This is a genomic window from Vreelandella andesensis (assembly GCF_003989795.1).
Lineage (GTDB): Bacteria > Pseudomonadota > Gammaproteobacteria > Pseudomonadales > Halomonadaceae > Vreelandella > Vreelandella andesensis.
This window is the reverse complement of the sequence record NZ_RZHG01000030.1, coordinates 64,029-86,127: the sequence shown is the minus strand read 5'-3', so window position 1 is coordinate 86,127 and position 22,099 is coordinate 64,029. Positions and strand designations below refer to the sequence as shown.

Here is a 22,099-nt window from a genome sequence, read left to right as displayed (position 1 = left end):
CGTCACATTAACCAGTGAGTTTAGTGCTTTTCAAAATGATAATGACAGGTAGTGTTAGGCCTATCAGCGGTTAGAGAGCACGATGCAGCGATGCTTGTTGGGTTGCATGCTATTTGCACATTGCTTACCTAATCATTGCTTGCGTATCGGTGATGCTAGCATGATACGCCATTTTCACCGGAATTTTCGCCCTTAGCCAACGGATGCCGTGCGGTAATGACTTCTTCTCGCCCTAACGCCTTCTCACAACAAGGCCGTATCAGTTTCGGTGCCTTGGCAGCGCTACTGGTCTTCGTTGGTGGCTTAGCCCTGGCTTGGTGGATTATTAGCCAGCCACCTCGCGTTGAACGCCGCCCGCCAACGCCTGCCGCGCCACCCTTGGTAGATATCATTACGGCTGAAGAACGCCTGCAAGCTCCCACGATTACTGGCTTTGGGCGAGTAGAAGCAGAGAAATCCACCCTGTTAGCCAGTCGGGTGGCGGGTCAGCTGGAACGCTTTGGAGAAGGCGTTCTCCCAGGCCAAGTCGTCGAACAAGGCGCGCCGGTTGCTTATATCGATCAGGCTGATTTGCGCCTTATTCTAGAAGATGCCGAAGCGCAGTTGGCTAACGCTCAGGCACAGTTAGCACTAGAGCAAGCGGAGCAACAGCGCGCCCGAAGTGAGTATGAATCGTTTGGCCGCCAACTTAGCGCTGAGCGCCGCGCGCTTGTACTTCGTGAGCCGCAGCTACGCCAAGCTCAGGCTCAACTAACGCAAGCACGCGTGGTGCGCGACCAAGCGGCGCTTAATCTTGAACGTGCCACGTTAATGGCTCCTTGGCGAGCGATGGTGCAAGAACGCTTAGTTGGCGCGGGAAGTTTGTTAAGCCAGGGCACTGAAGTACTTAGCTTGATAGGTGTCGAGCAGTTCTGGGTTCGCGCCTCGCTACCCGGGGATATCTTGGGCTGGCTAACGCCAGGAAGCCGCGTCACGCTGACCAGTCAAGGCTGGACAGAAGGAGCAAGTCGAGAAGGCAGCTTAGTGTCTATTCTGCCAAACCTCGAAGAGAACGGCTTGCAGGCGCAGCTATTGATCGCCGTAGATGATCCGCTGTCACTTGAGCAAAATGGCCCTGCGCTACGCCTTGGCGATGTACTGCGTGTGGCATTTCATAGCGCTGTCCAGGAGCCGCTCATCGCCCTGCCCTCTGCTGCGCTGCGCCCTGGTGAGCAGGTATGGTGGGTAGATGATGAAAACCGTTTACGCAGTAGCCATGTCACCCTGGCCTATCGCGGGCAGGAAGAAGCGCTGATTCGCAGTGGTTTAGCGGCAGGACAGCGCGTGGTTATCGCCGGCCTGGCTCAGCCGCGTGACGGCCAGCAAGTGCGTATTCGCCAGCGGAGCGACACGCCAGCTAGCGATGAGGAAAGCCAATGATTCGCCGTGGCCCGCTAGCCTGGATGGTCGATCATGGCGTTGCCCCTAACCTAATGATGGTGCTGTTTATTGTTGGCGGTTTAATGGCGTCACTGGCGATCAAGAAAGAGGTTTTCCCCGAATTTGAAACAGAAATCATCCAAGTTAGCATTAGCTACCCTGGCGCTACGCCGGAAGATGTTGAGCAGAGTTTGTTACTGCCGGTTGAAGCCGCCATCGCCAATGTTGAAGGCATCAATGAGCTAACCGCCAGCGCAGGCGAAGGTATCGGCGTGGTCAGCGCCACGCTGATCGATGGCGTGGATGTGATGCGGGCCTATCAAGATATCCAGCAAGCCGTGAATGCCATCACAACGCTGCCCAACGCTGCTGACCCGCCTCGCTTTACCCTCGCCGGCCGCTCTCGAAGCGTGGTGAGTTTACAGGTATATGGCTCGGTGAGCTTAGCGGCACTCCATGATGCCGCCGAGGATGTGCGCGCTGAACTACAGGCCACTAGCGGCATTTCCCGCGCAGAGCTCTCCGGCAATCGCGAACGTGAAATCCAGGTGCTTCTGGATGAGGAAGCCATTGAACGCTTTGGACTAGACCATCAACAGCTTGCCGGCCGAATTGCCGAAGAAGCACTCGATCTTGCCAGTGGCCAGCTCACTACCGCCGAAGGCGAGTGGTTGATTCGCTACCAGGGACGACGCAACAGTGCAGATGAGTTTGCCGCCCTCCCCATTCTCACCACCGCCCAGGGTTCTCCCGTCGCGTTAGGCGATATCGCTCGCGTAAGAGAAGGGTTTGCTGAAACCGATCGCGAAGAGTTCTACAACGGCGAACCCGGCTTATCGGTGGATATTTATCAAATCGGTGGCCAAACGCCGACCAGTATTTCCCAAGCGGTTTACGGTGAGTTGGATCGGCTGCGCGCTAACTTGCCCAACGGAATACGCCTGGATGTTTCCAGAGACAGTTCAGAAATCTATGAAGACCGCCTGAACCTGCTGCTAAAAAACGCCTGGATGGGATTAGCACTGGTGATGATTCTCATGGCACTGTTTCTCGAGGCACGGCTGGCCTTCTGGGTAACGCTGGGCATCCCGACAGCATTTTTGGGCGCGATGCTGTTTCTGCCCTGGATTGGCGTCTCACTCAACATGATATCGATGTTTGCCTTTATTATTGCGCTTGGCATCGTCGTGGACGACGCCATTATGGTGGGTGAAAATATTTACAGCTACCGTGAGCAAGGCTACTCCCTGCGCGATGCTGCGGTGAAAGGTGCTCAAGAAATCGCTACGCCGCTTACCTTTGCGATTCTTTCCAATATTGTTGCATTCCTGCCGCTGCTGTTTTTACCCGGCTTTTTAGGGCTTATTTTTGCTACCGTGCCCGTGGTCGTTATCACGGTATTTCTTATTTCTTTGGTAGAGGCGCTGTTTATACTGCCTGCCCACCTCGCCCATGCCAGCAAACCCCGTAAAACACCGGTATGGCAGCGCCCCATTGAAGCGATTCGGTTACGTATGCAAAAGGGCCTGCATCACGTTACTTACCAGCAGTTTGAACCGTTTTTACAGCGGGCACTTACTCAACGCCTGCTGACAGTATCACTAGGCATTGCCTTACTCTGTGTCGCGCTGGCTTGGGCAATGAGTGGTCGGCTTGGCTTTTCACTGATGCCTAGGGTGGAATCGGACCAAGTCCAGGCCAGCGTTACCCTCCCGATTGGCAGCAACATTAGCGTTAGCCGCGAACTAAGCCAACAATTGCTGAATGCGGCCGAGCAACTTAGCGAACGTGAGACAACTCTTAGTTTTAGCAGTACCCGCAGCCGGTTGGATGGAGAGAGCTTGCAAGTTCGCTTAGATATCGCACGAGAAAGCTTAGATGCCTGGCCTCCTTCTCGAATTGCTTCGGAGTGGCGCGACTTAACGGGTGATTTAGTCGGCGCGCAATCCGTGCGTTTTGAGTCAGACTTCGGTGGCCCCGGCAGCGGTGCAGCGCTCAGCCTGCGTTTATCCCACCCAAACACTCGCGTGTTAGAAGCGGCCGCTGCACAGCTGGCTGAACAACTGGCCGAGTACGGTTTAACCGATATTGATAGCGGCCTGGGCGACGGCAAACCGCAGCTTGAAATGCGTCTGTCTGCCGAAGGCCGCGCGTTAGGGCTAACAGGGAACGACCTAGCCCAGGCGCTGCGCAGCCCGCTACAGGGCGTCACTGCTATAGAACAATTTATCGGCCGGCGAGAAATCAGTGTTGAGGTACGCCTGCCAGAACAAGATCGCGATAGCCTCAATGAGCTTTACCGGCTGCCGACCCAGACACCTGACGGCCTTAGCGTGCCGCTGTCACGCGTGGCCGATATTACTCTCAGCCAAGCCTCTAGCAGTCTACAGCGTATTGATGGTCGGCGGATCATTACCGTTACCGCTGACTCAGAAGGCGACCTAGCCATTAATCAAGTGCTCGCTACGCTACAGGAAGACGTTTTTCCTACCCTCAGCAATACCTGGGCAGGGCTTGAAGTGAGCATGGGCGGGCGGCAGCAAGATACCGCCGACAATCTAGCGACGCTACGCACCTCCATGTGGCTAATGCTGGCCGCGCTGTATGCCTTGCTAGCGATTCCCTTTAGAAGTTACCTGCAACCACTGTTGGTACTCGCCGCCATTCCCTTTGGTATTGTCGGGGCTGTCGCGGGCCATATGATCATGGGCTTTGGGCTATCGATTATCAGCCTGCTGGGGATGCTGGCACTTTCCGGCGTAGTGATTAACGATGCCCTAGTATTGATTGATTATGCTAACCGCAAACGCCGTGAGGGCATGGGTGCGCGCGAAGCGATCGTCGCTGCGGCGACTCGCCGTCTACGGCCAATTATGATGACGACACTCACCACGTTTTTAGGCTTGGCACCGATGATTTTAGAAACCTCTCGCCAAGCGCGCTTTATGATCCCTATGGCCATTTCACTGGGGTTCGGAATGTTATTCGCCACGGCTATTTTATTGCTGGTAGTACCCTGTCTCTATCTGGGTTTAGAAAATCTGCGTGAACGACTTAGCAAACCACCCCAACCAAACCATGAGGGAGCCAGCTAATGAAACGGCTCACTTCGTTACGCCAGTGGCGACCCTCTCGACTGGGGCTAAAGCTTTTTGTCGCTATTTTAAGTGTCAACGTAGCCATTGCAGCAAGCGTGTTTTTAGCGGTGACTTACAGCATCGATCGCGGCTTTTTAGACTACCTAAATCAAGCCCAAGAGCGACGCGCCAAGTTGCTGGCGGATGGGCTAATTATTCGCTGGGAAACCCAGGGCAGCTGGGAGTGGCTGGAGCAATCCCCAGAACGCTGGCCCTATATTGTGCGCTTTGAACTTGGCCAGGAGCATCGTGATCGCCCCTCCCCCTTGGGTGAGGCTCAAGACTTTGCGTTACGCAATAGCGACGGTCGCTTTGTTGTTCCTCCCGTTGATACCGCCCGCGGTTCAAATGGCTGGCGATGGCTCACCTTGTATAGTGACGTGACCCCAAGCGGTAACAGTGAAGCGATTGGTGAACTGGGCTTTCGTCCTCCGCGAAACATGATGGAGCGCATGGAAAGCCGCTTTTTAGAACGTCAGCAGCGCAATCTAGTGCTTATTGTAGTGTCCCTTGGATTAGCATCGCTGTTACTGGCAGGCGGGCTTTCCTGGTGGTTGGGCCGACGCACCCGCGCATTGGCAGGCGCAACGCTACGCTTAACCGAAGGTGATTATCACACTCGCTTGTCAGAACGTGGTCGAGATGAACTTTCCAGTTTAGCGCGGGACTTCAATGTGCTGGCGGCCACTTTAGAAGCCAGCCGCGACGCCAGAGCACGGTGGGTATCCGACACAGCGCATGAGCTGCGCACCCCGTTAGCAGTGCTGCGCGGCGAAATCGAGGCGATGCAGGATGGTATTCGCCCGTTAAATCAGGAAAATCTTGGCTCACTGGCTCAGGAAGTGGCTCAACTGGAAAGGTTAGTGACTGACCTGAGACTGCTTTCTCAAAGTGATGCTGGCGCATTAGATATTCAGCTAGCGCCGATGAATCTCAGCGAAAGTTTGAAAGGCCGTTTATCCGATGCCAACCGCTGGCTAGCAGAGAGCGGCCTGACACTGTCAAGCCAGCTTGCTTCCGACATCATGATACAAGGGGACTCCCAGCGCCTGCGCCAGCTATGGAGCAACCTGCTGGATAACAGCTGCGCCTATACACAGCCACCCGGAGAACTGCGTGTTTCGTTAACCTGCGAATCCGACCACGCCGTGATTATTTGGGAAGACAGCTCGCCGGGCGTACCTGACAGCGAACTTCCACGCTTGACCGAACGCCTGTATCGCGTGGAAGGCTCACGTAACCGCGCAAGTGGCGGCAGCGGGCTGGGGCTCTCTATTGCCAGCGCCTTAGTGACGGCCCACAGCGGCACACTTTCGCCCGGCGTTTCTGACCTTGGCGGTCTAAAGTGGACACTGCGCTTTCCGCTGTATCCAGCGCCTTAACCCTCATTGCTGCCTAACGCTAATCACTTCTTAACCCAAGCGAACTGACTATGTCTGAGAATATTTCACCCCAAGACGCCACACTGCTCATTGTTGAAGATGAACCGAAAATCGCTCGACTAATGGCAGACTACCTGGAAAGCAATAATTTTACCGCGACCATTATTGCCAACGGCAATGATGTTATGCCCTGGTTAACCCAGCACGTCCCGGCATTAGTCCTGCTAGATGTAATGCTTCCAGGTAAAAACGGGATAACGCTATGTCGAGAGATCCGTCAACAGTGGCCTAACTTGCCTATTATTATGGTGACTGCAAAAGTCGAGGAAGTTGATCGTTTACTCGGCTTAGAGCTAGGTGCAGATGACTACATTTGCAAACCCTTCAGCCCCCGTGAAGTGGTTGCCCGCGTAAAGGCAGTACTGCGCCGTAGCCAAGCCGTAGCGCAGACTGATCAAGACGCTCCCAAGATCACTAAACAAGCGCCAGTGACACTCGATGAAGATGGCTGGCAGGCGCTTGCACATGGGCATGACATTGGCCTCACCGCTGTAGAATTCCAGCTGTTGCGCGTCATGATGAAGTCCCCAGGGCGTATCTTCAGTCGCGAGCAATTAATGGATCATATGTATCGGGATAACCGTATTGTCTCGGAGCGCACCGTGGACAGCCATATTAAAAAGCTGCGTAAAAAAATCCATGAAGCACTCCCCGAACTAGAGATCATTCGCTCGGTTTACGGCGTCGGTTACAAGTATCAGCCGGAAGGGTAAGCTGTCTGTCTACTTTTTACTGTCTGCTGTCTATTATTTACTACCTACTGTTTATGGCTGCACCTGCCGATTGAGAAACGCGATTCCGGCTTCAATAGCGCTATCGCGAAGCAGGAAACTAGCAAAATGGCCGTAGCCACGCTGCAAGTACAGCTCGCTTTCGGTGCCCTGGGCCTTTAGCGCCTGATAGAAGTCAGTCGCATGATCAACGGGTACTAGCTGATCCCAGTTGCCATGGAACAGGAAAAACGGCGGTGCCTGAGGTGACAGTTGTCTTGCAGGTGAAGCCAGCGCATAGGCCTCTGGTTTCTCGGCGCGGGTACCACCAATAAAGTCGACCACCAAACGCCCGTCATCAAACTTCAATAGATCACTAGGTAGACCACCGGCTAACACGGCCGCCAGCGGAGTGTGCCCGTCTCCATAAGGAGCACTAAGCGGGCTTTCATCGCTAGCCAAAGCAAGCAGGCTTATCAAATGCGCGCCTGATGAAAAGCCAACACCGACGATGCGATTGGTATCCACCTGCCAACGCTCAGCGTTACTGTGAATCCAGCGCATCGCTTGCTGTAAATCATGCAATTGTTCAGGGAACCGGTACTTGGGTGCAAAGCGGTGCTCAATATTCACCGTCACATACCCCTGCTCTGCTAACTGTTCTGCGATACCCTCCATATCCTCAGGGCCACGGTTGCGCCAGCCACCGCCATGCACGATGAGTGCAGCAGGACGCTGCGCTGCGTCAAAGGTGTCCGGCAACAGCACTTGGGCATTCAATGCTTGCGGCCAGTTATCAGGCGTATAACGTTGGGTAGGTAACCGAGTGAACGTCTGCGGAGCATTCAACGCCCCTTGCTCAATGGCAGGTAACCCCTGGCTGACTTGGTGCATTGCACCGCAGCCACTAATCACGAGGGCAAGCGCGCTTAGGCTTAGGTAGCGACGCATAGTACGTAAATCCGGCATTCAAAACTCCTTAATGCGGCTTTTAAACACGACTTTTCAATGTGACTTTTCAAAACAATGTTTCAAAATAACGTTTCAAAAAACCAGGCCCTCACCCAACGATTTGTGACCGCGTTAGCCGCGATAAGGTCACAGTTGTTACACACTTTGTGCAAACGTTTTACACCAAGCCCTAAGATACTAGTATTGACACGTTGCCACTTTTTATCATTTTTTCGAGGTCCGCTATGAACATGTCATTACGCCAATTATTTGCGCCTGTACTAGTGATCGTTGCCCTTATGCCGTTAGCCTTTAACGCCCATGCAGGTCACCACAATAGCGCAGGTATGAACCGCGAAGCGATGCAGGAACGTATGGAAGAACGCCGCCAAGAAGCTTATCAACGTGCCGGCTTAAGCGAAGAGCAACAAACGGCCTTGAACGAAGCTCATGCTGAACACCGTAATGCAATGATGTCGCTGCGCGAAGAGCATCAAGCTCAGATGGCCGAGATCCTAACCGACGAAGAGCAAAAAGCGCTGCACGAGGCCATGCGCGACATGCATGCAGAGAAGCATGACGAAAAGCATGACGAGCGTCGCCACGGTGAAGGTAGTCATGGCAAACGCGATCATGAGCGTCGCGGGCACCACGGTGAATCTGCCGAGGAGAGTGCGGCAGAGTAAGCGTTTATTCAACGTCAAACCCCGCTCTAACGCCCGGCTTAGCCGGGCTTTTTTGTTTCTATCTGCTTGAAAAGCGCGCTCATGAATGGCTTGAAAGCCCCTCTTCGACTTGAAGTGAGCACTCAAACCGCGTATTTTATTTGAACGTTCATTCAAAAATAATGCTTTTTTAATTCTTGTCTTAACAACAGGAGTCCGCCTCCATGGCGAAAGACAACCCCAACCTTCCCTCCCGAGACCGCCTTAATCCCGTGGTTTTCCACGGGAGTGTAGCGGGCATTATCGTTTTCTTGGTTCTTACCATGCTGTTTACCGAGCAAGCCGGCGCTTTTTTCGATGCCGGACTTGCCTGGGTAAGTAAAACCTTCGGCTGGTATTACATGCTGGCGATTGTGGCTTATCTGTTATTTGTGGTGATTATTGGCATGTCGCGCTTTGGCAGCATTCGCCTTGGCCCTGATCACTCACGGCCTGAATTTTCGCTGTTATCGTGGTCCGCCATGCTGTTTGCTGCAGGTATTGGCATCGACCTACTGTTTTTCAGCGTTGCAGAACCGGTCGCTCACTATTTGGCACCGCCTGATCTAGCGCCTGAAAGCCAAGAAGCAATGCGTCAAGCCGTCGTTCAAACCTATCTGCACTGGGGGCTTTCCGGCTGGGGGCTGTACGTGTTGATGGGTATGGCGCTGGCCTACTTTAGCTACCGCCATCGTTTGCCGCTGGCGATCCGTAGCGCGCTCTATCCCATTTTAGGCAAGCGTATTCACGGGCCTATTGGTAACGCTGTGGACATTACTGCCGTTATCTCCACTGTATTCGGTATTGCCACTAGCCTGGGCATTGGGGTAATGCAGCTTAATTATGGCCTCACTTACATGTTCGGTGTGCCGGAAACGCTCACCGTACAGGTCATTCTGATAGTGCTGGTCGTTGTTTTAGCAACCATTTCCGTGGTGACTGGCGTCGAGAAAGGCATTCGCCGCCTTTCTGAGTTCAACATGCTGCTCGCGCTAGCACTCATGCTCTTTGTGCTCTTTTCAGGCGATACCTTGGTTTTGCTAGATAAAGTAGTCAATAACGCTGGTGACTACCTCTCTGGCTTTGTGGGTGCCAGCTTTAACACTTACGCGTTTGCCGATGAAGGCGCTCAAGAGTGGAAAATGTGGTGGACAATCTTTTTCTGGGGCTGGTGGATTGCTTGGACACCGTTTGTCGGCCTTTTCTTGGCACGTATTTCACGTGGCCGTACCATCCGCGAATTTGTCGCCGGCGCGTTGTTCATTCCGCTGGCCTTTATGATGGTGTGGATGTCGGTATTCGGTAACAGTGGCATTGAGTTAGTGGCCAACCAAGGCGTGGTAGAACTGGGCGAACAGGCTCTCAACACTCCGCAAACCACACTTTACACACTGCTTGAGTACTACCCTTACGTGGGGCTTACCGCAGCGGTAGTGACAGTACTAGGCATTGTATTCTTTATTACCTCTGCAGACTCCGGCGCACTGGTACTGGCTAACTTCACCTCTATTTTGAGTGACGTAAACCACGATGCCCCGATACGCCTGCGTATTTTCTGGTCCGCAGTGATTGGTTTGATTACCATTGCACTGCTGATGGCAGGCGGCTTAAACGCCCTGCAAAGCGCCGTAGTGATTACCGCACTGCCTTTTTCATTGGTGATTTTCGCGGTAATGGTGGGGATGTACAAAGCCCTGAAGCTAGAAGGCAGCAAGGCAGATGCACGCCGCATGATTGCCGGTGGTGCTTCTGGCGGCGACTGGCGCGAGCGCCTGGATCGTGCACTGGATACGTCTAACCGAGCAGGTGCCGCAGCGACCATCGAGCACTCTATTCGCCCAGCAATGACGCAATTTGCCCAAGAACTTGAAAGCCGTGGCCAAACCGCCAACGTTACCGAAGAGCACTTTGACGGTGAGTCGCTACCCAATCTTACGTTGCAGGTCGACCTTGGCGATTCGACGAGCTTTGTCTATCAGGTATGCCCGCACCGCATGCGTACGCCAAGCTTCATTCCGGCGGATGACGACTTCTATGTGCGGTTAGACGTGTACCTAGCAGAAGGTGGGCAAGACAAAGACCTGAATGGCTATACTCGTGGCCAGGTGATTGGTGATCTTGTGGCAGAATACGAACGCCACCTGCACTTCCTCACCTTGGCGGGTCAGCAAATGGGGCATGTACAAGCGATGCCAGGCACCATCGGCGAACCGCCAGAAGATTCCCAGATGTAACAGCATAAGTCGTGAAGTGAAATGGAAAATCCCGGCCAAACGCGCCGGGATTTTTCATGTGCGAACAGCTGCGATGACGGCTCCCACACAACTAACGCCATATTGTGAGAAACCAAGGCTAGGTGTAACGTAATGTTTCGTTTTTCCAATCCACTAGGAGAATTGCCTCATGGCCCGCGACCACCGCCCTTCGGGTTACGTCTTCCCAGTGCCAGGCAGTGCGTTACTCAACGCATGGCGCGAAGGGTATACGCTTGCCAAATTGAAGCGTGATGTGATGGCAGGACTGACGATTGGTGTGGTGGCCGTACCCCTTTCTATGGCATTGGCGATCGCTACTGGCGTGCCGCCCCAACATGGGCTTTACACTGCGATTGTCGCGGGCGCAGTGATTGCATTGAGCGGCGGCTCGCGTTTTAACGTTTCAGGCCCCACCGCTGCTTTTGTGGTGATTTTATTTCCCATTGTAGCTAACTACGGCCTGGGCGGCCTATTGATCGCCACACTAATGGCGGGGGCTATTTTGGTTGCGTTAGGGCTTTCGCGGCTAGGGAGTCTGATTCAATACGTGCCCTACCCGGTTATCCTTGGTTTTACGGCGGGCATTGGGTTAGTGATTGCGCTACTGCAACTACCTGACTTTCTTGGATTGGCTGGAGTAGAACTGGGCGATAGCACCCTGCACAACCTAGTACTGATTGGCCAAGCGCTACCCAGTCTTTCACCAACAGAAATCAGCGTGGGGCTGGTCACCTTGGCGACGCTGTTAATCTGGCCTCGATTAAATACTCCGGTCCCAGCCCCGTTAGTTGGCTTGGCGGTAGGCACCTTCGTTGCCACATTGCTAACAATGGGTGGCTTTGAAGTTGACACAATCGCCTCGCGTTTTAGCTGGGAGTTTCAGGGTGAAAGCGGTAGCGGTATTCCACCCTTTGCGCCTAGCTTTACCGCACCTTGGCACTTTCCTGGCGCTGATGGCACGCCGCTTGAGATCAACTTCGCATTGATTCAGGCGCTGCTTGGCCCAGCGCTGGCCATTGCCTTACTGGCGGCAATTGAATCACTGCTCTGCGCCGTAGTAGCAGATGGCTTAACTCGCACCCGTCACGACCCTAACGCCGAACTGATTGGTCAGGGGCTGGGCAATTTAGTGGTGCCTTTCTTTGGCGGCATTACCGCCACGGCAGCACTTGCCCGCACAGCAACCAATATTAAAAGTGGCGCCTTCTCACCTATCGCTGCGGTGGTGCATTCGCTGGTGGTGCTGCTCGCAGTGGTCGCACTGGCAGGCGCTCTGGGATACGTGCCCATGGCTGCGCTAGCCGCGCTGCTATTTATCATCGCCTGGAACATGAGTGAAGCGCGCCATTTTATGCATACGCTGAGAAGTGCCCCTGCTAGTGATGTCTGGGTGCTAGTGATCTGCTTTGCGCTAACGGTAATGTTCGACATGGTAATCGCGGTGGCTGTCGGTATCGGTCTGGCTGCGGCACTGTTTATTCGCCGTATGGCCCAGTTAACTCACACCCGACGCGTAGACACACCCGATAAAGACGCGCACTTCCCGCCAGAAGTAGTACTTTACAAAATTCACGGCCCACTCTTTTTCGGCGTCGCTGAAAAGGCGATCGCCACACTCCGAGTGATTGATCACAGTGTGCGGGTTATCGTTTTGGATATGCGCGATGTGCCCAGCTTGGATACCACGGCCATCGTCGCGCTAGATACCCTATGCCGTGAACTAAGCGAACAGGGTGTAGGCGTCATGTTTGTGGGTATGCCACCACGAATGGCGCTCAAAATTAAGCGCGCAGGCATTAAACGTAAGGTGGGCAAATTAGCAATCGTGAGCAATCTCGCCCATGCCGAGCGTATGGCGCGTCGCTGGTTGGGAAAGCAGGCTGTTGTGGGTACTGAATAGCGGGTAGGGGATAAAAAAGAGATAAAAAAGGGAAGAAAGTCCTATTTTTCCCCATCTGGTCGCTCGGCCAGTCATATCCAGCGCCAGCTATATCCAGCACGGTGCAGCCTTTTATACTGCCCGGCTACAAGGCCGGGCGGTATCGTTGCAAAGCTGGCTACTACTAGAAAAAGCCCAGTGGGTTGATATCGTAGCTGACCAGCAAGTTTTTAGTTTGCTGATAGTGCTCAAGCGCCATTTTATGGGTTTCGCGACCTACGCCTGATTTTTTATAACCGCCAAACGCAGCGTGGGCCGGATACTGGTGGTAGCAGTTAGTCCATACGCGGCCTGCTTGAATGCCACGGCCCATGCGGAAAGCAACGTTGATGTCACGGCTCCATACGCCTGCCCCCAAACCAAACTCGGTGTCGTTGGCAATGGCCAGCGCTTCCTCTTCATCTTTAAAGGTAGTCACAGCGACCACAGGACCAAAGATCTCTTCCTGGAAGACGCGCATCTTGTTGTTGCCTTTGAGCAGGGTGGGCTGAATGTAGTAACCGCCATTGATGCTGTCATCCAGGGTCTCTTTATCGCCACCGGAAAGAAACTCAGCGCCTTCATCGCGTGCAATGTCCATATACGCCATGATTTTATCAAACTGCTCTTGAGACGCCTGAGCACCTACTTGCACGTCGGTATCCAGCGGATTGCCACGCTTGATCGTTTTCGTCCGTTCAATCACCTTGGCCATAAACTCGTCGTACATGCTCTCTTGAATCAGCGCACGGGAAGGACAGGTACATACTTCGCCTTGGTTGAAGAATGCGAGCACCAAACCTTCAACGGCTTTATCAATAAACGTCGGCTCGGCGTTCATGATGTCAGCGAAATAGATGTTGGGCGACTTACCCCCTAGCTCCACGGTCGAAGGAATAATGTTTTCTGCTGCGCATTTAAGAATATGCGAGCCAACCGGCGTCGAGCCAGTAAAGGCAATTTTGGCAATCCGTTTACTGGAGGCGAGTGCTTGGCCAGCTTCTGGACCAAAGCCATTAACGATATTCAGTACGCCGGGCGGCAGCAAATCGCCAACCACTTCCATCACTTTCAAGATAGAGGCAGGGGTTTGCTCGGCAGGTTTCAATATGACGCAGTTACCAGCGGCAAGCGCAGGCCCAAGCTTCCATGCAGCCATTAAGATCGGGAAGTTCCAGGGAATAATCTGACCAACAACGCCCAGCGGCTCATGGAAGTGGTAGGCAACCGTGTTGGCATCAATATCTGCAGCCGTACCCTCTTGTGAGCGCAGGCAGCCAGCAAAGTAGCGGAAGTGGTCAATGGCAAGCGGAATATCAGCATTCAGGGTCTCGCGAACCGCTTTACCGTTATCCCACGTTTCGGCTACAGCAAGCATCTCAAGGTTTTGCTCGAGGCGGTCGGCAATCTTAAGTAGGATGTTACTGCGCTCTTGAGCGGAGGTTTTACCCCAAGCGGGCGCTGCTTTGTGAGCTGCATCTAACGCTTTTTCAATATCTTCAGCGCTAGAGCGGGGGATTTCGCAAAATACTTGACCGTTAACAGGGCTAATATTGTCAAAGTACTGGCCGTTGACGGGGGGAACAAACTCTCCGCCGATATAGTTGCCGAAGCGTTTTTCAAAGGACACAACGGAACCAGTATCACCCGGGTTGGCGTAGATCATGGTATAGCTCCTGAGTATTATGATTATTAAATAAGGTGCCTACCCAGTGTTGGCTACACGCGCCATTTACGATATAGCCCGATGGCAGGACGCACCCTCATCCCTTGGTAGGAGACGCCATGTACTCGTTGTTAGTGGCAGATGACCATCCACTGTTTCGCGATGCACTGCACGCGGTGATTAGCGCTGGATTAACCGATACTCAGTTATTGGAGTCCGACAGTTTGGCGGCGGCTATTGACACAATAGGCATTCACGATGAGCTTGATCTGCTATTACTCGATTTAAGCCTACCCGATGCCGAGGGACTAGAAGGGCTGGCAATACTGCGAGAAAGATTCCCATGGCTTCCTGTCGCCATTGTCTCGGCGCATCAAGAACGCCAGCTGGTGTTAGACGCGATTACCCAAGGTGCCGTTGGCTATATTCCAAAATCAACCCCCCGAGAGCAGCTGTTGGCGGCACTCAATCAGATCCTCCAGGGGCAGCTTTATCTGCCTGCGGATATTATGCGCCAGCCCCCCGCCCGCATGGAGCCATCGGCGTTAACGTCTTCATCGGAAGTGTCCCGCGAACGGCTACTACGTTTAACCGATAAGCAGTTAGATGTACTGAGCTGCATGGCGCAGGGGATGTCCAATAAACTCATCGCGCGTGAGCTGTTGATCGCTGAAACCACGGTTAAAACGCATGTCTCTGCTATTTTACGTAAGTTAGGAGCGACGAGTAGAGTGCACGCCATCGTTATCGCAGGCGAAGAGGAGCTGGGCGCTTACCTTTCCAAACGCACCTCCTCTACTTAACTGCCAACGCTGCGTTAAGCGTGGCTCTCTAAGAGCGCTCCCAATAGCATCTTTAAGCGAAGTGGTTTAAGCGGTTTTAATAAACAGTGCATCCCTGCTTCGCGTGTAGCTCTCTTTAAAGCTGCCTCATGATTAGCAGTGATAACCACAGTGGCTAATCCTGGGTAGCGACGCCGCAATCGCGCAGCCAAGTCGATCCCATTTTCGCGATGGTCTCCAAGATGGTAATCCACCAGCAGTACGGCCGGGCGCTCACCGTCACTCGCCGCTTCCAACGCACTCACCGTAGCAGCCGCCCTCACCCGGCAACCCCAACTGCCCAGCAATGCCTGCATCCCTTCTATGATTGCAGGATCATCATCAATCACCCATATAACGCAGCCTTGTAACGGGTTGTGCTGCCAACGTTCAGACTCAGGCCATGATTTTTGAGCATAAGCAACGGATGATGCACCAGTACTGGGGGCTGCATAAGGTATTAACACGGAAAAAAGCGAGCCATATCCAAGCTGTGAGGCAAGAGTAACGGGGTGCTCTAGCATAGTGCTGATTCGATCGACGATCGCCAGTCCTAATCCAAGCCCTCGGCTGTGGCTACTCTGGGACTGGTTGGCGCGGCGAAATTCTAGAAAAATCGCCTGACGCTGCGGCTCCGGTATACCCGGACCGGTATCGCCCACCATAATTTCAAGACCGTTGGCGCGTCGTCGACAGCCAAGCAGCAAATGACCCTGCTCGGTGTAGCGCACCGCATTGCTGAGAAAGTTGCGCACGACACGCGCCAGCAGCGCCAAGTCAGAATCGACCACCACGCTCGATGGCACGTAGTGAAGCGTTAGCCCACGCACTGCGGCCACTTGCCGATACTCTTCTGCTAAGGCGTCTAGTAGCGTACTTACCGCAAAGGGTGCTTTATCCGCGTGTAGCACGCCAGCATCCAGCCGGGAAATATCCACCAAGGTTCCCAAAAGCCCCTCAACATCTTTTAACGAGCGTCCTATGTGCCCGACTAACGCTTGGGAGGCCTCGGGGAGCGCATGCGTTTCTAAAGCGCTGGCAAATAACCGGGCGGCGTTTAATGGCTGCAGCAGGTCGTGGCTCACCGCTGCTAAAAATTTCGTTTTGGAAAGGTTGGCCGCCTCTGCTTCGGCGTTAGCCGCCAGCAGTCGGGCATTCACTTGGCTGAGTTCGTCTAATGTGCGGTGAAGCGCGTCGGTACGTTCGCGCACTTGCTCAGCCAGCAGCACCGAGCGTTCAAACGCTGCATAGGGAGCATTGCTGGGACTTGATCCAGACTCCACACGTTCCATCAGCGCTTGGCAAACCTTACGCAAACGGCGGTTTTCCTCGCGTAGCGTGGCATCATCTGCCGCGGTGTCACTATCCGCCGCTAGTTGGAAGAGCGCCAAAGGCCACCCCCGTAAACGTTTGATTTACGTGCATACCATGATGTTGTTCGCCGTAAGTATTAAACCCCACCACTCGCGCATGACGAAGCAGCGAGGATGCCTGATCCAGCTGTTGCAGAGATTCAAGCGCCATACGGCGTAAGAAACAATCACAGCCTATAATTGTTGGCGTTGCACCCAAGCGCTGTTGCACGCGCTGTAACATTACCTCTAAATCCAAGAGTAACGGCGCAGGCCGCATCGCGGTCAACACAATGCCCGTTTCTACCGCGCAATAGAAGGTTAGGCTGGCGTCTTCATTAACACGTTGTATTGAACGAATATAGTGTTGACCGCCGATATAAACCGCCAGCGGGTGCTGAGCAAAAATGGAGGGTGAAAGCGCATCAACATGACAGTTGACTAGCGCAGCATAAACTTCCGCGGCAGGTAAACCGTTGAGTTCTAGCACTCGGCGCCGTTCCCGGTCAGCGTTTGTTACCACCAATTTATGGGCAAGCGGCTCAAGATGATGAGTAGAAAACACCTCAAACGGCAGCCGCGTGTTAATCATTACTACAACAGCAGCGCGGGTATGAAACTGCCCATTCGCATAAACATGAGTGTGAGCAAGATGATTGTCATCGCCCGCCGAGCCACCGAAGCTGGGAATACGACCAAGTGCAGCATCTAACGTTGCTAACACCTGCTCTTCACGGCTGGACAAACCATCCAGCAATGTAAGCACAAAGCTATGCTCGTTCACCGGGGCAACAGCCTGCTGTCGGCAACGCTCTAATAAACTATCCACAAGCGGTTGCGCACGGCTAAGATCAAAGTGTTCAAGATCGTTTATCAGCGCGGTTTCAATTGCAAACACGCGTCGATCAAAGCCTATCGCTACCACCGAACCACGGTCATAGCCTTGCGGGGTAATTTCCCCCGCCGTTGTGCAGCCACTCATCGGCACCTTATCAAACGCGCCGTCCAAGGCAGTCGCTAGTTCCTCTAACCGATATTCAGCACTGCAAAAAAACAGCACAAACCCCAAGTGCTCATGGCCTAGCTGTTGAGCCAGTTCACGAGCGGCTTGAAAGGGGTTTAGTTGGTTGCTGGCGGCGGTCTGAATTCCGCTATTCTTCGGGGCTATCGTCACGGCGCCATTTCTCCAACGCAGCATGGGTTCGCGAAGCGGTTTGTCTTAGCAGACTGAGGGGTTGCGTGAAATCCTGCGGTGGAGTGTCGCTGTTACTGGCAATTATTTCGAGCCGTTTTGCTTCGGCAGCCAAACGATCTGCCCCCACACCGAGCGACTCGCCGCGCAGTTGGTGTGCTAAGCGCGCTACTTGCTCGGCTTGCTCAGCGGTTAACAATGACGCATCACTCAGGTAAGCACACAGCTGAGCAGAATAATCACTGACTTGCTGATGATATAACATGATGAGTTGATCGACACTTTCAGCCCCCAACGATACAACCAGCGACTCTAGTGTTTCACGGTTAAGCAGTGGCGGTAATTCATGCTGCTCTCGATCTAAAGGCAATACCGGCAAGGCGTAGGAACGCGAAGCCGGAGACAGCTGCAGTGACAACACATTACTAAGGGCAAGTAAGGACAACGGTTTGGTAATGTAATCGCTCATTCCCGCCGCAAGGCAGCGTTGGCGTACATCTTCTACACCGCCAGCCGTCATCGCCACAATGGGCACGTTAGCTAGCCATCCGCCTTGAGCGCGAAGCTTTTTGGTCACAGCAATACCATCAATATCCGGTAGCTGTATATCCATAAAGATGAGATCCACTTGCTGAGCTTTCACCCTATCTAGCGCATCCTGGCCATTTTCAGCACACACTACGTCGCATCCAAGCCGCGACAACAGCCCCGTGGCGACTTTACGATTAACGGCATTATCTTCCACAAGCAGTAAGGACGTGCCAGTAAAATCCAGCATCGGCTCGGACGACAACGGCGCGGTAACGGGGCTGGCTTCTACTAGGGGCAACTCACACCAAAATGTGCTACCTAAACCGGGAGTACTTCGAACCCCTAATCGACCCTGCATTGCCTCGCTTAGGCGTTTACAAATTGCCAAACCCAGCCCCGTACCGCCGAACCGACGAGCAACTGACCCATCCGCTTGCTGAAATGGCTCAAACAATGATGCCTGCTGCTGCTCATTCAAACCACACCCAGTATCACGAACTTCAAATAACAGGCAGTTCACTGTGGAATGAACACATATATTGACCTCGCCATGGTCAGTAAACTTAATGGCATTAGCGGTAAGGTTAAGCAAAATCTGACGCAGCCGGCTGGCGTCTATCATTACCCATGCAGGCACCAAAGGGTCGATAACTAATGTTAGTTTCAGTCCTTTTGTCTTAGCGCGAGGCTCAAATAGCGATATGACACTGTCGACTAATGGCTTAAGAGCGGTTGAAGAGGTTTCAAGCGTTAAATGTCCCGCTTCAATCTTCGAAAAATCAAGAATTTCATTAATCATCGCCAGCAGTTGATTAGCACTATCATGAATCGTGCGCGCATAGTCTTCTACTTGCTCAAGGCTAGTTGGTTCACGCAACAACTCACTCATGCCAATAACCCCGTTGAGCGGCGTGCGGATTTCATGGCTGACCATCGCTAAAAAGTCAGATTTAGCGTGATTCGCAGCCTGAGCCTCCTTGGCAGTGACTTCAAGTTGACGGCTCAATTGCTCTTGCTCACGCCGAGCGGCAGCACTTTCTCGCATCTCACGTACGAGAAACACAATGACCAGCAACACCGCGAAGCTCATTCCCACCAGTAGCGACATTAAAAGCTTGTACAAAACGCTTAGAAGAGCGCGCTCTTTAGTTGCGGACTCCGCGAGATAACCATTAATTGCGATCACAAATCGCTCTGTCAGTCGGGTGAGCACCAGCAACTCTTCCTCTAGCTCAGCGACCGGTAACTGAGGGAGCGAAGCATGAGGCTCAAACATAGGATCTAGCGTATCTATCTGCTGCTGGATTTGAACTAATAACGCTTTAGCCATGCTGATGCTGTCTAATAGCTGGCTCACTTCGCCTTCCTGCAGCAGGGTAATTCGGCTGTAGAGCAGTTCAAAACGCAGATTTAGATCATCTTGACCGGCAGGTGAAAGCGGACCGCGGGTGGTAGCAAGTAGATGATTAAGCAACTGAATGGCATCGCGATCAAGCTTATAAACGACCCAAGCCGTATCTTCTCTTAGACTTTGCGTCAAATTATCCTGGCGCCAAGCCGCTAAGACTGCCACCACCATGGCTGCTGCGAACAGCAGTACGGTAATCATTGCCACCACTTTGAAGCGACGCGGGTAACGTAATAGACGGGGCGCCCGAGTCATAGAGCGTCTAATGGACATGTATCTGCATGACTTGCCAAACAGCTCTAAAGCGCATTTTTTCGCTCAAAAGTGCCTCATCTTGGCTAAATGGATATAGCACCCATAGCGGCCCGTACTCTCGGATAGGAATGCTTTGCCCGTCCCTTTCTAAGGCTAAAATCACATCGTACTCGTAAAAATCACTGATGGGTATTTGCGCTTCATACCCGTTTAGAGCGGAAACATGAACACTATCGCCGACAGACCCAACGCTCTCTAGCAGTGTCCGCATCAGTGGCCCACTATACGCACTGCTGCCTTCTGTCCACGGCGTTCCCGTTTCAAAGGAGTGTTGCGGTAAGGCACTTAACATATCACGATCAAACCGCGCCTCAGTTAAAACGTTGCGATGGTTAATATCACCATTAATTGACAGAATAACAGAGGATTCCGGCACCTTTAGAGCGCCTATTGGCTCATCAGCCAAACCCTGTTGGGGAATGCTGAGCATCAGCATAATCCACCCCAATAAAAATGCTTTCACAACGCTTACCTCACGACGTAGCCATAAAATTCAGCCCTACCTCTGTCAGTCATCCGGACAAGTAGTCGGTTAGACAAAAAAAAGAGACAGCGCAAATATTACGCTATCTCTTTTAACGGATCAGGTTAAGTACTTTTTTACCTGAAGGTTAGTTTAAAACTAAACGTAGGTATTATATGCCTACTTAAAAACCATTAGATACAAACCACTAGATACAAACTATTAGGTCTCAAGCTTTTCGACTGGCTCAAAGCGCACCAAGTCCTCGTAGGCATGCCAGGTTGCGTGGCCTAAAACAGGTAAGATAAGGGCCAAACCAATGTAAAACGTAAGCACGCCGATCAAAACACAGCCGGTCAACATAGCGGCCCACAGCAGCATGGGACGGAAATTGATGGCAATGCAACGTATGCTAGCTTCAATACCTTCCATAAAGGTAAGATCTTGATCCATTAGGGTTGGAATGGCCACTGAGCTAATCGCAAATGCACCGAAAGCAAGAATGCCGCCCGCTACTAAACCGACGGCAATCATACCAAGGCCTTCAGGTGTAGTCAGGAGAGATGAATAAAGAGTGGCCGGATTAGGCACTTCAAGTCCAAAGAACAGTGCAAAAAGCAGTGTTGCCAGACGAATCCAAGCGAGGAGGAAAATCATCATCATCACGCCCATCATCGCTAACTGACTTGCATGCGGACGCCAACTACCAAAGGCATCGCCGAGGGTAGGAACTCTCCCACGCTCAAGAGCGCGACTAATACCGTAGGAACCTACCGCCACGAGCGGGCCAACAAACATAAAACCCGCAATCATGGGTAATAACCAGTACCAGTAGCCCAGTGTTATCGCGCCCGCAGTAATGGCGATACTTATTCCCACCCAAAACATGCCGTAGGTCAAACTGATAGCCGTTGCGCGTCGAAAGTCCTCAACCCCCGCAGCAAGCCATGCACGTGGCCGGTCCATACCCACCTTATTGATAATAATTTTTACGTTAGACATATCTGCTCGGTCGTGCTTTTTTGTTGTAGCTGCATTCATGGCATGACTCCTTAGATTTACCCCAATGCAGCGGTGGCTTTTCAAACTCCTATCAGGTTGAGGAAGTAGAACTTACCCCCTGATAAAAGTTGCCACATGCATGAGTTCGTTAACCATTAGTTAATGGCTTAACGTATCTTTAATGTAGCTGAGCATTGACAGCCTGGGGCCATCTGAAGACATCGCGTACAAAAAATCCTGCATTCATGCCATTAACGCCAATTTATTCGATGCGTTAGCCAACGTTAATGTATCCCCACAGTTAATATATCCCCACAAACAAAAACTCCAGGCCAAATGGCCTGGAGTCCGCTTAACAAACATCTTGGTATTGAAGCGTCAGCGCACGATCATCACCGATACCTTGGCATGGTGAACCACATGTTCCGCGTTAGGGCCCAATACGTAGTCTACAAATTTACGTTTGGTGTGTGACGCCATAACGATCAGATCTGCGTCCAGTTTTTTACCAGCCTTAATAATCCCCTCCCACGGAGACCCATCCACGATGACACTTTGCACTTGAATGTCGTCAGGCACATTCACCTTGATAAAGTCGTGAAGTGCGTCGGTTATCGCCGCATGCGCCTTTTTGGCGAAATCCTTGGGAAAATAGGAGCCCACCATAGGCATTCGATAGTCTGGTAACACCGTCACCACATGTAGCGAAGCGTCGAAAGTCCGACATAGCGTCAAGGCGGTAGGCAGTGCCTTTGACCAAGAGTCCTCCTCATTCAGATCCACCGGCAACATGATCTTGCTGTACATGGCATT

16 protein-coding genes are annotated in these 22,099 nt (G+C 52.8%); 8 read left to right on the top strand and 8 right to left on the bottom strand.

Features of this window, described 5'->3' with window-relative positions; translation table 11 throughout:
- Positions 1–216: 216 nt before the first annotated feature.
- From ELY33_RS16355 to ELY33_RS16340, 4 genes are read left to right on the top strand one after another with little or no spacing between them, the layout of a single operon-like run.
- Positions 217–1,419 carry an efflux RND transporter periplasmic adaptor subunit gene (locus ELY33_RS16355; protein WP_126948970.1) on the top strand — a complete coding sequence of 401 codons (1,203 nt, stop codon included), beginning with the start codon at positions 217–219 and terminating at the stop codon, positions 1,417–1,419.
- Positions 1,416–4,514, top strand: a complete 3,099-nt coding sequence (locus ELY33_RS16350) for an efflux RND transporter permease subunit (protein ID WP_126948969.1) — start codon at positions 1,416–1,418, stop codon at positions 4,512–4,514. Before ELY33_RS16355 ends, ELY33_RS16350 begins: the two co-directional genes overlap by 4 nt.
- Positions 4,514–5,938, top strand: a complete 1,425-nt coding sequence (locus ELY33_RS16345) for an ATP-binding protein (RefSeq protein WP_126948968.1) — start codon at positions 4,514–4,516, stop codon at positions 5,936–5,938. Before ELY33_RS16350 ends, ELY33_RS16345 begins: the two co-directional genes overlap by 1 nt.
- Before the next feature lie 50 nt (positions 5,939–5,988).
- Positions 5,989–6,711: a response regulator gene (locus ELY33_RS16340; RefSeq protein WP_126948967.1), complete on the top strand. Its 723-nt coding sequence runs from the start codon at positions 5,989–5,991 to the stop codon at positions 6,709–6,711.
- Positions 6,712–6,762: 51 nt separating this feature from the next.
- Here ELY33_RS16340 and ELY33_RS16335 read toward each other — a convergent pair whose 3' ends face one another.
- Positions 6,763–7,677 carry an alpha/beta hydrolase gene (locus ELY33_RS16335; RefSeq protein ID WP_126948966.1) on the bottom strand — a complete coding sequence of 305 codons (915 nt, stop codon included), beginning with the start codon at positions 7,675–7,677 and terminating at the stop codon, positions 6,763–6,765.
- A gap of 227 nt (positions 7,678–7,904) precedes the next feature.
- Between ELY33_RS16335 and ELY33_RS16330 the strand changes: the two genes are divergently transcribed.
- From ELY33_RS16330 to dauA, 3 genes are all read left to right on the top strand, one after another.
- On the top strand, positions 7,905–8,345 hold the full coding sequence (locus tag ELY33_RS16330) for a hypothetical protein (RefSeq protein ID WP_340148143.1): 441 nt from the start codon (positions 7,905–7,907) through the stop codon (positions 8,343–8,345).
- A gap of 203 nt (positions 8,346–8,548) precedes the next feature.
- Positions 8,549–10,597, top strand: coding sequence for a choline BCCT transporter BetT (gene betT / locus ELY33_RS16325; RefSeq protein WP_126948965.1), 2,049 nt, complete (start codon positions 8,549–8,551; stop codon positions 10,595–10,597).
- 169 nt (positions 10,598–10,766) lie between these two features.
- Positions 10,767–12,518, top strand: a complete 1,752-nt coding sequence (dauA, locus tag ELY33_RS16320; RefSeq protein ID WP_126948964.1) for a C4-dicarboxylic acid transporter DauA — start codon at positions 10,767–10,769, stop codon at positions 12,516–12,518.
- A 163-nt stretch (positions 12,519–12,681) separates the two neighbouring features.
- Here dauA and exaC read toward each other — a convergent pair whose 3' ends face one another.
- A complete protein-coding gene (gene exaC, locus ELY33_RS16315) occupies positions 12,682–14,202 on the bottom strand; it encodes an acetaldehyde dehydrogenase ExaC (RefSeq protein ID WP_126948963.1) in 1,521 nt (506 codons plus the stop codon).
- Positions 14,203–14,321: 119 nt separating this feature from the next.
- On the opposite strand from exaC, the gene ELY33_RS16310 reads away from it, so the two are divergent.
- On the top strand, positions 14,322–15,005 hold the full coding sequence (locus tag ELY33_RS16310; protein ID WP_126948962.1) for a response regulator: 684 nt from the start codon (positions 14,322–14,324) through the stop codon (positions 15,003–15,005).
- Positions 15,006–15,019: 14 nt separating this feature from the next.
- Here the strand turns inward: ELY33_RS16310 and ELY33_RS16305 are convergent, their stop codons facing one another.
- The 6 genes from ELY33_RS16305 to ELY33_RS16280 form a co-directional block, all read right to left on the bottom strand.
- Positions 15,020–16,414 carry an ATP-binding response regulator gene (locus ELY33_RS16305; protein WP_126948961.1) on the bottom strand — a complete coding sequence of 465 codons (1,395 nt, stop codon included), beginning with the start codon at positions 16,412–16,414 and terminating at the stop codon, positions 15,020–15,022.
- The gene (gene nosP, locus ELY33_RS16300; RefSeq protein WP_126948960.1) at positions 16,386–17,573 is read right to left on the bottom strand and encodes a nitric oxide-sensing protein NosP; all 1,188 of its coding nucleotides are present in this window, start codon (positions 17,571–17,573) and stop codon (positions 16,386–16,388) included. The genes ELY33_RS16305 and nosP overlap by 29 nt, the downstream gene beginning before the upstream one ends.
- Positions 17,527–19,779, bottom strand: a complete 2,253-nt coding sequence (locus tag ELY33_RS16295; protein ID WP_126948959.1) for a hybrid sensor histidine kinase/response regulator — start codon at positions 19,777–19,779, stop codon at positions 17,527–17,529. The genes nosP and ELY33_RS16295 overlap by 47 nt, the downstream gene beginning before the upstream one ends.
- Positions 19,769–20,257 carry a putative pterin-binding protein gene (locus tag ELY33_RS16290; protein ID WP_126949142.1) on the bottom strand — a complete coding sequence of 163 codons (489 nt, stop codon included), beginning with the start codon at positions 20,255–20,257 and terminating at the stop codon, positions 19,769–19,771. The genes ELY33_RS16295 and ELY33_RS16290 overlap by 11 nt, the downstream gene beginning before the upstream one ends.
- Before the next feature lie 249 nt (positions 20,258–20,506).
- Positions 20,507–21,325: a DUF2189 domain-containing protein gene (locus ELY33_RS16285; protein ID WP_126948958.1), complete on the bottom strand. Its 819-nt coding sequence runs from the start codon at positions 21,323–21,325 to the stop codon at positions 20,507–20,509.
- Between the two features lie 339 nt (positions 21,326–21,664).
- Complete coding sequence (locus ELY33_RS16280) at positions 21,665–22,093, bottom strand: universal stress protein (protein ID WP_126948957.1); 429 nt, start codon at positions 22,091–22,093, stop codon at positions 21,665–21,667.
- Positions 22,094–22,099 lie beyond the last annotated feature (6 nt).